Annotated in this window: 13 protein-coding genes; 1 reads left to right on the top strand and 12 read right to left on the bottom strand. The window is 74.9% G+C overall.

Going from position 1 to position 12,134, the window contains the following annotated elements:
• Positions 1–126 precede the first annotated feature (126 nt).
• The 11 genes from CGE01nite_RS10725 to CGE01nite_RS10675 form a co-directional block, all read right to left on the bottom strand.
• Positions 127–1,167, bottom strand: a complete 1,041-nt coding sequence (locus CGE01nite_RS10725; RefSeq protein ID WP_141370851.1) for an NAD(P)/FAD-dependent oxidoreductase — start codon at positions 1,165–1,167, stop codon at positions 127–129.
• Positions 1,168–1,171: 4 nt separating this feature from the next.
• The gene (locus CGE01nite_RS10720; RefSeq protein ID WP_141370849.1) at positions 1,172–1,696 is read right to left on the bottom strand and encodes an isoprenylcysteine carboxyl methyltransferase family protein; all 525 of its coding nucleotides are present in this window, start codon (positions 1,694–1,696) and stop codon (positions 1,172–1,174) included.
• Positions 1,693–2,877, bottom strand: coding sequence for a type III polyketide synthase (locus tag CGE01nite_RS10715; RefSeq protein ID WP_141370847.1), 1,185 nt, complete (start codon positions 2,875–2,877; stop codon positions 1,693–1,695). The genes CGE01nite_RS10720 and CGE01nite_RS10715 overlap by 4 nt, the downstream gene beginning before the upstream one ends.
• Before the next feature lie 56 nt (positions 2,878–2,933).
• Complete coding sequence (locus CGE01nite_RS10710) at positions 2,934–3,758, bottom strand: UbiA family prenyltransferase (RefSeq protein ID WP_141370845.1); 825 nt, start codon at positions 3,756–3,758, stop codon at positions 2,934–2,936.
• Positions 3,759–3,791: 33 nt separating this feature from the next.
• On the bottom strand, positions 3,792–4,229 hold the full coding sequence (locus tag CGE01nite_RS10705; RefSeq protein WP_048341366.1) for a YciI family protein: 438 nt from the start codon (positions 4,227–4,229) through the stop codon (positions 3,792–3,794).
• 114 nt (positions 4,230–4,343) lie between these two features.
• Positions 4,344–5,297, bottom strand: a complete 954-nt coding sequence (locus CGE01nite_RS10700; protein WP_141370843.1) for an NAD(P)-dependent alcohol dehydrogenase — start codon at positions 5,295–5,297, stop codon at positions 4,344–4,346.
• Positions 5,298–5,329: 32 nt separating this feature from the next.
• Positions 5,330–7,237, bottom strand: a complete 1,908-nt coding sequence (locus CGE01nite_RS10695) for a heavy metal translocating P-type ATPase (RefSeq protein ID WP_141370841.1) — start codon at positions 7,235–7,237, stop codon at positions 5,330–5,332.
• Between the two features lie 140 nt (positions 7,238–7,377).
• Entirely contained in the window at positions 7,378–8,202 is an 825-nt protein-coding gene (locus CGE01nite_RS10690) for a TspO-related membrane protein (RefSeq protein WP_141370839.1), read from the bottom strand.
• Between the two features lie 81 nt (positions 8,203–8,283).
• The gene (locus tag CGE01nite_RS10685) at positions 8,284–9,582 is read right to left on the bottom strand and encodes a flavin-dependent oxidoreductase (protein ID WP_141370837.1); all 1,299 of its coding nucleotides are present in this window, start codon (positions 9,580–9,582) and stop codon (positions 8,284–8,286) included.
• Positions 9,579–10,112: a DUF3237 domain-containing protein gene (locus CGE01nite_RS10680; RefSeq protein ID WP_141370835.1), complete on the bottom strand. Its 534-nt coding sequence runs from the start codon at positions 10,110–10,112 to the stop codon at positions 9,579–9,581. The genes CGE01nite_RS10685 and CGE01nite_RS10680 overlap by 4 nt, the downstream gene beginning before the upstream one ends.
• A 32-nt stretch (positions 10,113–10,144) precedes the next feature.
• Positions 10,145–10,555 carry a DUF1905 domain-containing protein gene (locus CGE01nite_RS10675; protein ID WP_141370833.1) on the bottom strand — a complete coding sequence of 137 codons (411 nt, stop codon included), beginning with the start codon at positions 10,553–10,555 and terminating at the stop codon, positions 10,145–10,147.
• 92 nt (positions 10,556–10,647) lie between these two features.
• Here CGE01nite_RS10675 and CGE01nite_RS10670 point away from each other — a divergent pair, with 92 nt between their 5' ends.
• Positions 10,648–11,091: a hypothetical protein gene (locus CGE01nite_RS10670; RefSeq protein ID WP_141370831.1), complete on the top strand. Its 444-nt coding sequence runs from the start codon at positions 10,648–10,650 to the stop codon at positions 11,089–11,091.
• A 23-nt stretch (positions 11,092–11,114) separates the two neighbouring features.
• Here CGE01nite_RS10670 and CGE01nite_RS10665 read toward each other — a convergent pair whose 3' ends face one another.
• Complete coding sequence (locus CGE01nite_RS10665; RefSeq protein ID WP_141370829.1) at positions 11,115–12,098, bottom strand: SMP-30/gluconolactonase/LRE family protein; 984 nt, start codon at positions 12,096–12,098, stop codon at positions 11,115–11,117.
• Positions 12,099–12,134 lie beyond the last annotated feature (36 nt).

Raw genomic sequence — 12,134 nt, 5'->3', positions numbered from 1 at the left:
CCAGCCCCGCCGTGGCTGCGAGCCCGCCCGACGCCGGCTCGACCGCGACCACGTCGTCGAGCCCGGCCGCGCGCATGCGCTCGAGCAGCAGCGCCGGACCACTCGCCGGCGGTCGGTCCGTGGCCGTCATCGGGCGAGCCGCTCGACGATCGCGCCGAACACGCGGGGCAGGGCGGCGGCCGCCGGGAGGATCGCGCCGCGCGCAGGCGAGGTCGCGGCGGCGACGAGGCCCGACGTCAGGACCCGGTAGTCGCGCGTCGCCCGCGTCCACGCGCGCTCGTACCCGGAGGGGTCGTCGAGGTGGGCGACCGCGGCCGCAGCCTGCGCGAACCCGACGCGCAGGCCCTCGCCGGTCAGCGCGTCGACGTAGCCCGAGGCGTCCCCGACGAGCAGGACGCGTCCCGCGGTGCGGGCGCGCGACTGCTGGCGCAGCGGCCCCGCGCCGCGCACGGACCCGTCCGGCTGCGCGCCGGCGAGGCGCTCGGCGAGCTCGGGCAGCTCCGCGATCGTGTCGTCGAGCCCCGTGCGGGCGCCGCCGAGCACCGCGACCCCGACGAGCCCGTCGGACACCGGGGTCACGTACGCCTCGGCGTGCGACGCCCAGTGGACCTCGACGAGGTCGCCCCACGGCGCGACCCGGAAGTGCCGGCGCATGCCGAAGCGTCGACGGTCGCCGCCGTGCGCTCGTCGTGCGGGCTGGTCCAGCCCCACCAGGCGCCGGACCGTCGAGTGCAGCCCGTCGCACGCGAGCACGTGCCGCCCCCGCAGCCCGCCGACGACGACCCCGTGCGCGTCCTGGCGCACGGACGTGGCACGGCCGGGCACACGCTCGACGCCCAGCTCGAGCGCTCGCTGCGCGAGCGCCGCGTGCAGGACCGTGCGCCGCACGCCGCGGCCGACGCCCCCGGCGAACCGGTGCTCGACGCGGCGCGACCCGCCGACGTACGCGATCCCCGCGAGCACGTGGCCCTCCGGGTCCACCCCGAGCCGCGCGAGCGCGTCGAGCGCGCCGGGCATGAGCCCCTCGCCGCACGCCTTGTCCACGGGTCCGGGCCGTGGCTCGAGCACCAGCACGGACAGCCCCGCCAGACGCGCCTCGATCGCGGCGGCGAGGCCCACCGGCCCGCCCCCGACGACGAGCACGTCCGCGTCGACGTCGCCCGGCACGCCGTCAGCCCTGCCGCGCGTGCGCCAACGCGCGCTCCTCGGCGGGGATGCGGAAGCCGAGCAGGAGCACCGCGTTGAGCAGCGTGAACGCCAGGGCGGTGACCCACGCGGTGTGCACGAGCGGCAGCGCGATGCCCTCGGCGACCACGGCGACGTAGTTCGGGTGGCGCAGCAGCCGGTACGGGCCGCGCTGCACGAGCGGCAGGTCCGGGACGACGATCACGCGCGTGTTCCACTGCGGTCCCAGGACCGCGATGCACCACCACCGCAGCGCCTGCGACGCGAGCACCACGACGAGCGCGGGCCAGCCCAGCCAGGGCAGGAACGGCCGGTCGGCGAGCCACGCCTCGGCGATGCACGCCACCAGGAGCCCGGTGTGCAGCGCGACCATCGCGGGGAAGTGCCCGCGCCCGCTCTCGCGGCCCCCGCGCTCGAACGACCAGCGGGCGTGCCGTGCGGACACGACGAGCTCGGCGAGCCGTTCGACGCCCGTGGCCAGGACGAGCGCCGTGTACAGCGCGAGGCTCACGCGGCCCTCCGCTCGTCGGACGGCCAGCGCAGCGCGACGAGCTCGGCGCCCACCCCCGGCCCGAACGCGGCGACCACCCCGAGCGCACCGGGTGCGTCCGTCGCGGTGGCCGTCCCGCGTGTCGTCGCGCCTGTCGTCGTGCCCGCGGCCGTGCCCGGCGCGCTCGTCGGGGAGCCCGCGAGCGTGTCGGCGAGCACGTGCAGCACCGACGCGGACGAGAGGTTGCCGGCCCGCGCCAGGCTCGCCCACGACCGGGCGAGCGCGTCGCGCGGCAGGTCGAGCGCGTCCTGCACGGCCTCGAGGATCTTGGGTCCCCCGGCGTGCACGACCCACGTGCGCACGTCGTCGAGCACCGCGCCGTGCGCGGTGAGCAGCGCCTTCACGTCGTCGGCCACGTGCGCCCGCACGACGTCCGGCAGCCCGCCGGACAGCACGATGCGCAGCCCCGAGGCCCCGACCCGCCAGCCGAGCGCGTCGCCGGAACCGGGGTAGAGGACGCTGCGAGCGCCGACGACGCGCGGCGCGTCCGCCCAGACGCGCCGCGTCGCGCCCGAGGTGCCCCGCGGTGGCTCGCGGTCGTCGCCGACCATCACCACGGCCGCGCCGCCGTCCCCGAACAGCCCGCTCGCGACGAGGTTGGCGGTCGAGTCGTCGTCCCGCTGCAGCGTCAGGGAGCACAGCTCGACGCTGACGAGCACGGCGACGTGGTCACGGTGCGCGGTCACGTGGTCGTGCACGCGCGCGAGCCCCGCGGCACCGCCCGCACACCCGAGCCCGAAGCTGGGCAGGCGCGTGACGTCGGGCCGCAGCCCGAGCCGGTCGACGAGGGCGGCGTCGAGCGAGGGGGCCCCGATCGCAGTCACGGTCGTGAGCATGAGGTGGTCGACGTCGTGCGGGTCGAGGCCCGCGGTGCGCAACGCGTCGCGCACCGCGCGTTCCGCGAGGTCGGTGCCGAGCGCGAGCGCGAGCGCGTTGGTCTCGTCGAACGAGGTCAGCGTGCCGTAGCGCTCGAGCGGCAGGGCGAGGTGTCGGGTCTCGATCCCGCACGAGCCGTGCAGCCGCAGCAGCAGCGACCGCCGCGCCGGGTCGGACGTGACGAGCGCGGCGACCTGCTCCGCGATCTGCGCCTGCGGGTAGGCATGGTCCGGCAGCACGGGAGCAACCGCGACGATCCGGGACATCTCGGGATCGTCGCACGCGTGCGCGACGCGCGCAGGGTGTTCAGACGACCGGCGTGTCACCCGGTCGCGACGAGCACCCCCACCGCCACAGCCGCGACGCCGATCGCCGCGAGGAACGGGTAGCGGCGCTCGGGCCGACGAGCCGCGACCCACGCCGCGCTCGCGGCGAGCCCCGCAGCGGCCCCGAGCGCGACGAGCCCGGCGGGGGTGGGCCCGCCCGGCATGCTCAGCACGACGAGCGCGGCGGCCGTGAGCAGGAGCGCGACCGCGGCGACCGTGGTCCTGCGCCGGCCGAGGCGGTGGGGCAGCCCGACGACGCCCGTCGCCGCGTCGTCCTCGAGGTCCGGCAGGACGTTCGCGAGGTGCGCGCCGACGCCGAGCAGCGCGGCCGCGAGCGTCGTCGTGGCGGGTGCGACGCACGGGTCGTCGAGCGCCAGCGTCGCGACCGACGGCAGCAGGCCGAACGACAGCGCGTACGGCGCCCAGGACCACGGCGTCGACTTGAGCCACGCGTTGTACGCCCACGCGGACGCGACGGCCACGACGTGCACCGCGCCCGGCGCGGTCCCGAGCAGGAACGACAGCACCACGCACGCGAGCGCCGCCACGAGCGCGGCCGCCCGCACCGTCCCGGTGGTGATCGCCCCCGTCGCGACCGGCTTGTCCGGCCGGGCGACGGCCCGGTCACGCGCGGCGTCGATCCAGTCGTTCGACCACCCCACCGACAGCTGACCCGCGAGCACCGCGAGTGCGACCCGCGCGGCCAGCCCGGCGGGTGCCCCGACGCCCCACGCGTACGCCGCCGCGAACGCCGTGACGGCGAGCGTCGGGGGCAGGTGCGACGCGCGCAGCAGGGCGGCGGCGGTGCGCACGACGGGCATGTCGCCCACCCTGGCACGACCCGCCGCCGCGGGTCAGCCCTGGGCCGCGACCTTGGCGCGCCGCTGCTCGACCGCCTCCTGCTGCTCGGGCGTGAAGCTCTCCCCGAAGTCCTCGGGCCGCGGGAGCTGCCGGATCTCGAGGTGCGTGCGCTTGCCCAGGCTCGACCGCTGCACCGGGCAGCGCTTGAACAGCTCGACGCACTCGGCCAGCGAGTCCATCTCGACCAGGAAGAAGCCCGCGACGAGCTCGGTGGTCTCGGCGAACGGCCCGTCCACGACGGTGCGCTCGTCGTCGTCCTCGACGTAGATCCGCGCCCCGGTGCTGCTCGGCAGCAGGCCCTCGGCGCCGCGCAGGATGCCCGCGTCGACGAGCTCGCCGATGAACGCGCCCATCGTCTCGAAGTCCTCGGTGGTGGGCATGATGCCCGCCTCGCTCTCGGCCGTGGCCTTGACGATCACCATGAACTGCATCGCCTGTCCCCTCTCGTCAGTCGGTCGTCTCACCGAGATGACGCACGACGACCGCCGGATTCGACAGCCGGGGGGCCTTCGTCGGGCCGGGCGAGGGCCGGCGGACCGGGACCGTCAGGGCGTGACGACGACCTTGCCGAGCGCGCGGCCCTCGCCGACGTGCGCGAGCGCCTCCGCGACGCCGTCGAGTCCGACCGTTCGGTCGACGTGGACGGCGACCTCCCCTGCGACGCACCGCTCGGCGAGAGGCTCGAACTGCGCGGGTCCCGTCTTCACGACGAGCACGCCCAACGAGCGTCCGGTGGCGACGCCCGCAGCGGCGCCGACGGTCAGCACCCGCAGGAGCGACCGGACCGTGCCGCCCACGCACCGGTAGCGTCCGCCCGGGGCGAGCGCGCGCCGGTAGGCGAAGACGGACCTGTGGGCGACGAGGTCGAGGATCAGGTCGTAGCGCTCGCGGCCGCGCGTGAAGTCCTCCCGGCGGTAGTCGACGACCTCGTCGGCCCCCAGCGACCGCATGAAGTCCAGCTTGTGCTCGTTGTCGACGGCCATGACGTGCGCGCCGAGCCGCTTGGCGAGCTGGATCGCGAACGTCCCCGAGCCGCCGCCCGCGCCGTTGACGAGCACGCGGCGTCCCGGCGCCGCGAGCGAGGTCCCCTGCAGCGCGATCGCGCCGGCCTGGGGGATCGTCGAGACCTGGGTGAACGTCAGCTCGGCGGGCTTGCGCGCCAGCTCTCGCTCGGGGACGACCGCATACTGCGCGAAGCCCCCCATGAGCGCGAGGTTGTCCGCGTAGACCTCGTCGCCCGGGGCGAACGCCGTGACGTCGGCACCGACGGCCTCGACCGTCCCTGCGATGTCCGAGCCGAGCACGTGTCGTCGTGGCGCCCGGAGCCCACTGAGGCGCGAGTAGAACGGCGAGCCGCGCAGGCTCTCCCAGTCGCTGAGGTTGATCGACGTGGCCGCGACCTTCACCAGGACCTGCCCGGCGGCGGGGCGCGGCGTCGGGACGTCGGCGAGCCGCAGCCGCTCGGGACCCCCGTACTGCTCGTACACGACAGCCTTCACGGGAGGCCTCTCGATCGGGAGCGGTGCGCAGGTCAGCGCGTCGGCAGCGTATCCGCAGCCTGGGCGGTGCTCGGCACGCTGAGCTCGGACGTCACCAGCCGCAGGTCGGCCCGCTCGGACCGGCTGGGGCGCACGGCCAGCAGCGCCCACAGGATCGTCGCGAGGTCGACGGCCTCCTGCAGCCAGGCGCCCGCGATCGCGGGCAGGCGGCCGGCGGCCGCGAGGAGCATGAGGCCGACGGACAGGGCGAGCCCGATCCCGATCGCCTGCCAGGCGACGCACATGGTGCGCTTGCCGATGTGCACCGCTCGCGCGGCGCGGGACAGGTCGTCGACGGTGATGACCACGTCGGCGGACTCGCTCGCCGCGCTCGACCCGCGCGCGCCCATCGCGATGCCGACGTCCGCCGCCGCCAGGACGGGCGCGTCGTTGACGCCGTCGCCGACCATCATCACGGGACGCAGCGGTGCCGTGCGGATCGCGTCGACCTTGTCCTGCGGCAGCAGCTCGGCGCGCACGTCGTCGATGCCCGCGCGCGCGGCGATGTGACGCGCGACGCCCGTGCCGTCGCCCGTGAGCATCATGGTCGTGCGGACGCCCGCGCGGTGCAGCGAGGCCATCGTCGCGCGGGTCTCGGCGCGCAGCTCGTCGGCCAGGGCGAGGTAGCCGACGTACCGACCGTCGATCGCGACGTGCACCGCCGTGGCTGCCTCCGGCCCGGCGAGCGCTTCCCGACCGGTCTCGCGTGCGATGTGCCGTGCGTTGCCCACGACGACGACGCGCCCGCTCACGACGCCGCGCATGCCGTGCGCGGGGACCTCGGTGACGTCCTCGGCGGACGGCACCTCGCCGACGTCCTGGCGGGCACGCTCGACGACCGCGTCCGCGAGCGGGTGCGCCGAGTACTGCTCGACCGCGGCGGCGAGCAGGAGCACCTCGTCGGCGCCCATGCCCTGCGCGTGGACCTCCGTGACGCGTGGCTGCCCGTACGTGAGGGTCCCGGTCTTGTCGAACGCGGCGGTGCGCGCCCGGGCGAGCTGTTCGAGCATGCCGCTGCTCTTGACGATGATCCCGGCGCGCGCGGAGCGCGACATGCCGCCCATGAACGCCACCGGCGCCGCGATGATCAGCGGGCACGGCGTCGCGACGACGAGCACCTCGGCGAGCCGGGCGGGGTCGCCGGACACGAGCCACGCCGCGACCGCGAGGCCCAGCGCGCCGAGCGTGAAGGGCACCGCGACGCGGTCGGCGAGGCGCACGAAGGGCGCCTTGGAGTCCTGCGCCTGGCGCACGAGCTCGATGATGCGCTGGTACTGCGAGTCCGCCGCGTTCGCGGTGGCGCGGATCTCGATCGCCTCCGTGCCGTTGATCGCACCGGACAGCAGCCCGTCGCCCTGAGCGCGGTCGACCGGCAGGGACTCGCCGGTCAGCGACGACTCGTCGAGCGTCGCGGTCGCGGACTCGAGCACGCCGTCCACCGGCACGACCTCGAACGGCCGCACGAGCAGCCGGTCTCCGATCGCCACGTCCTCGACCATGAGGTCCGTGAGCTGCCCGGCGTCGTCCAGGCGGTGCGCGATGCGTGGGGCGCTCTCCAGCAGCCCGGTCAGCGCACGCGAGGCCCGGCCCGCCGCGTAGTCCTCGAGCGCCTCACCGCTGGACAGCATCAGGCACACGACGAGCGCCGCCCAGTACTCACCGACCGCGACGGTCGAACCGATCGCCGTCACCGCGAGCAGGTCGATCCCGTAGCTGCCGGCCCGCAGGTCGGCCACCATCTCGCGGACCTTGAGCACCGCGACACCGACCGCGAAGGCGGACACCACCCACCGCGCGGCCTCGGCCTGGCCGACCAGCTCGAGCACCCCGCCCACGAGCCCGACCGCGAGCGTCGCGATCACGACCGGGTACGCGGCGAGACGCGCCACGTAGGTACGCATACCTCACTGATACGTCATCGCCGCGCACTTCTCCAGCAAGGAAAGGCGGGCCTGACCGTCCCCGGGCCTGGCTCTGCTCGGTTCGACTCAGGCGGGCAGGCGTGCAGGCGGGCGGGCGGGCGACGCTGGCGCGACAGCCGTCAGCGCCGGCGCGCGGCGAGCGTCGTGACGAGCGGCGCGAGCAGCGCGACACCTGCGGCGACGAACGCCGCGGTCGCGACCGTCTCGTCGACCAGCGGGCCGTCGGTCCGGCCCAGGCCGATCCACATCAGTCCCCACGCCATCGCCAGCCCGACCGGGATGACGACGGTCGGGCTGCTGCTGCCGTACAGGGCGTAGGCGATGGAGAGCACGGCGCCCGCGGCCACGAGGATCACCGACCACGTGGTCGCGCCGAGCCCGAGCTCGCCCACGTCGGCCGCCGCCAGGAACGCGGCCGTGTTCGCGAGCGTCGCGATGCTGACCCAGCCCAGGTACAGCCCGACCGTCACGTCGGTGACCGTCGAGGCCACCGCGTTGGTGTGCGCGAGGTGGACGAGCGTCACGAACAGCCGGGCCAGGACCGCGAGCAGCACGACGATCACGACGACGCTGCCCCCGACCGACCCGGCCTGCACGACGCCGATCCACAGCGCGTTGAGCAGCATCGACGCGAGCACCCACCAGGCGACCGCCCGCAGTCGCGGGTCGGTCGCGTTGCGCGGCAGCGCCTGGACGACCGCGAAGACCGCCAGGCCGGCGTAGATCACCGACCAGATCGCGAACGCGGGGCTGTCGGGTGCGACCGGGGTCGCGGTCGCGGACAGCGCGCCGTCCGCGGCCTCGGCGATCGGCTGGCCGCCGAACGCGCCCGAGCCGATCGTGGCTCCGACGATCGCGACGACCGCCCCGAGCAGGACCGTGACCTGCCGCACGCGGTCCTGGCTCGTGGCGGGGTGGGCGGCGGTCGAGATCGTGGTGTTCATCGGGCCCAGGGTGGCAACGGTTGCCCGAGTCGGCATCTTGAACGTCGGATGTGCGGGCTCGTTGGAGAGCGCCGCACCGGGTCACGCGTCGACGCGGGTGCCGAGGGACGCCCCGGGTGCGATCGTCGGCGCGGCCGCGTTGAGCTGCTCGATCGCGAAGCCCGCGGCGGCCTTGTAGCCGGCCATGAACTCGTTGCGCTCGAGCTCGGGGACGATGTCCTCGATGTCGTCGAACTGCCCGCCGCACCGCTCGTCGACCAGGTCGAGCAGGCCGAACGGACCGTCGCCACGGTTGCGCAGCACGAGCTGCGAGATCGGGCCGCACAGTCGCGCGTCGAAGGCGGCGAGCGCGTCGGGCGTGACACCGTGCTCCAGCATCGAGGCGCCCAGCAGGCGGGCGTCCATGATCGCCTGGCTCGCCCCGTTCGACCCCGTCGGGTACATCGCGTGGGCCGCGTCGCCGACCAGCAGCACCGGCCCGTCGAGCCACGTCGGCACCGGGTCGCGGTCGATCATCGGGTTCTCGTACGCGACCTCGGCGCGGGCCAGCAGGTCCGGCACGTCGAGCCAGTCGTAGGTCCAGTCGGTGAAGTGGTGCGCGAACTCCGAGACGTCGACGCGCCGGAACCAGCCCGCGGCCTCGCGGTCGTCGACGTCGTCGACCCGGATCTCGGCGATCCAGTTGATCGTGGCCAGGCCCGTGTCCGGGTCGGCGGGCGAGATCGGGTAGACCACCACGCGGTGCCGGGCCGAGCCGAGGCCGACGAACGAGGCGCCCGTGCGGATCGGCCGCGCCTGCGTGGTGCCGCGCCACATGATCGTGCCGCCCCAGTGGATGGGCGGCTGGTCGGGGTGCATCTGCGCGCGCACCGCCGAGTGGATGCCGTCCGCGCCGACCAGCAGGGTGCCGCGCTCGCGGAACGTGCTCGCGTCGGCGCGCTGCCCGAGCGCCGTCACGGTCCCGTCGTCATGCTTCTCGTAGCCGGTGACGCGGTGGCCGAGCAGCATCGCGGCGTCGCCGGCACGCTCGCGCAGCGTCTGCGCGAGGAGCAGCTGCAGACGCCCGCGGTGGACGGCGTACTGCGGCCAGCTGTACCCCGCGCGCAGGCCGCGCGGCTCGGCGTAGATGTCGTTGCCGTTGCGTCCGACGAGCGCCCACTCGTGCGTGGCGAGGCCGATCTCGTCGAGCGCGTCGGTGTCGATGCCCAGGTCCCCGAGCTCGCGCACCGCGTTGGGCTGCAGGTTGATCCCCACCCCGAGCGGCGCGAGCTCGCGCGCACCCTCGAGCACCGTGAAGGGCACGCCGAGCTGGTGCAGCGTGAGCGCGACGGCGAGGCCGCCGATCCCCCCGCCTGCGATCAGGACTCGCTCGTCGGTCACGTCTGCGGCCCTCGTTCCGGGGGGTCGGGGTGGTCCAGGGTGTGTCGGCCGTCGAGGGTGTGGAGGTCCTCGAGGGTGTAGAGGTCGACCTGCACGGTGCTGCCGTGGCGTGCGCCGGTCCCGACGAGCACGAGCCGGTTGACCCACCGGTAGTCGGGGTGGCCGCTCTCGAGGCGAGCCGTGGAGAGCATCGAGTACGCATCGGGTGGCGTCGGGGCGCCCGACGCGAGCTGCGCCATGACGTCCGGCGGTCCGTACCGGAAGCCCTGGTTGACGATCTCGACGAGCGCGCCGTCGTCGGTCCGGAACGCGTAGCGCGCGTCCATCTCGGCCACGCCGTCGTCGTCGACGGTCTGCCAGTCCGCGCCCACGTCCAGGACGGTCCCGCTGATCCGGCCGGTGACGCGCCCACCCGCGATGGGGACGACGCGCCGCTTCCCGAGCCGGGCCGCACCCACGTCCAGGACCGGCGCGAGCTCGACCGTGAGCGTGCAGAACGGCCGTAGCTGCGGTGGCGTCAGTGCCAGCACCTGTCCTCCCCCGGGGCCTCGGGCACCGAACCCTACCGGGGCGCCGTACGGGCGGGGTCGAAGTAGTCGTCGTCGTCCGCGGGGTCGTGGTGCGGGGCCGGTGGGGGCGTCGGCTGGTCGTCGTCCGGCTCTTCCGGCGGGCCGGACGGCCCGTCCGGGTCGTCCACGACGACGACGAGGTCCACGTCGTCCCCGAGCTCGACCCCCTCCGCCCGGCGTGCGGCCACCTTGAGCGGCACGCGGAACCCGCCGTCCTTGGGGAAGATCGACGTGGTGAACGTCGTGCGCCCCACGGTCACGGTCGCGGGGATGCAGCCCCAGCCGTAGGTCACCCGCGACGCGACGGCACGGATCCGGACCGCCTCCGGCTCGGGGAGCACGACGAAGTGGAAGGGCGCGGGCCCGCGCCACCAGATCACCTCACCGCTGAAGCGCAGCTCCACCCGGCCAGCATGGCAGGGCCCCCCGACAGGCGAGGAGGGGCGTCGACGACGCGGGTGACGTCCGTGCCGCCAGGTGCGGCTAGCGTGCGCGCATGAGCAACCTGAGCGACGTCGGTGACCGGGACGCGTGGCGCTGCTGGCTGTGCGACCAGCCGGTGGACCCCGACGCGTCCGTGAACTCCGACCTCGGACCGAGCGTCGACTCCGGCCTCGTCACCAAGTCCAAGAAGTCGGCGCCCGGCAGCGAGCGCCTCGCCCACCGCCAGTGCAACACCCGCAAGGGCGCGGTGAAGCCCGTGGTGCCGTGGTCGCCCGACCTGTTCGTCGTCGACCCCGCGCCGATCGCCGAGACCGTCGAGCGCCTCGGACGTAAGGGCGGGCGTGAGGTCGTGGCGCGCTGCCCCAGCCGCGCGGACGCCGACGAGGCTGCCGCGTGGCTCGTCGACCGGCTGTCACGGTTCGCCCCCGGCCTGCCCGTCACGACGCAGGTCGAACCCGGCGGCGGGCAGTTCCTGCTGGTGCTCCGCGCCGTGTGACCGTCCCGCAGGGCGTGAGCCCGTCAGGGAACGGGGATGCGCGACACCGTGAACGGTTCCGGCGTCCCGCCTGCGCTCCTCGTGTCGAACTGGCTGTTCACGACGAGCAGGTCGCGCCCGGCACGCGCGATGGTCGTCGGGTCGTCGAACGACGGGTCCGACGTCCGTGAGACGACCCGACCTTCGGTGAAGCGCCGGTTGAGGTCGACGGCGACCACGGACTGCGGGTTGCCGGCCGTCCACTCGGCCGCGAGCAGCCGGTGGCCGTCGAGCAGCAGACCGTCGCCCTGGACGGAGCCGCCGTGGAGGTCGACGACCGAGACGCTGCCGTCGGTCAGCCCCACCCGGAACAGCTGCCCGGTGCGCGTCTTCGCGACGACGGCGGTCTTCCCGTCGGGGGAGATCACCAGGCCGTTGGCGTTGACGTCCTGGTCGTAGGTGAACTCGGTGCCCTCGAACGACACGACCGGCTCGAGCAGCTCGGTCGTCGTCGTCCGCTTCTCGCCCGCGTGGATCCTGTAGAGGACCGGGCGCATCGAGTCCGTCACGTAGATGTCACCGCGCGGGCTCACGGCCAGGTCGTTGACGAACGTCGGCGTGCCGTCCTGCACCACCTGCCACGACCCGGTCAACGCGCGGGTCCGCAGGTCGTACGCCCACACGCGACCCGTGAAGCCGCCCGCGACGAGCAGCGTGCGGCCGTCGACCTTGAGCCCGACCGCGATGACGCGGCCGTCCTGCCCGCCCGGTAGGAACGGCGTCGCGGTCGGCTCGTCGAGGTCTCCCCGGTAGATCGTGCCGTCGGTGGTGCTGCTGACGTAGAAGTGGCCGCCGTGCGCGGCGACGCCCTCGGGGTAGACGTCGTCCGCGGCGGGGCCGACGGGGTCGAGCAGGTACGTCGCCGGGCGGTGGTGGTGCCCAGGGCCGTGCGCGGCCGCCGGGACGGCGGTGACGAGCGTGAGTGCCATGACGGCGGCGGCGAGCGAGGTCGTGAGCCTGGAGCGCATGGGTCCCCCTGCGGCGGGGTCGAGACGTCCCCTCGG

The organism is Cellulomonas gelida (assembly GCF_006538725.1).
Lineage (GTDB): Bacteria > Actinomycetota > Actinomycetes > Actinomycetales > Cellulomonadaceae > Cellulomonas > Cellulomonas gelida.
This window is presented reverse-complemented; position numbering and strand designations above follow the sequence as displayed.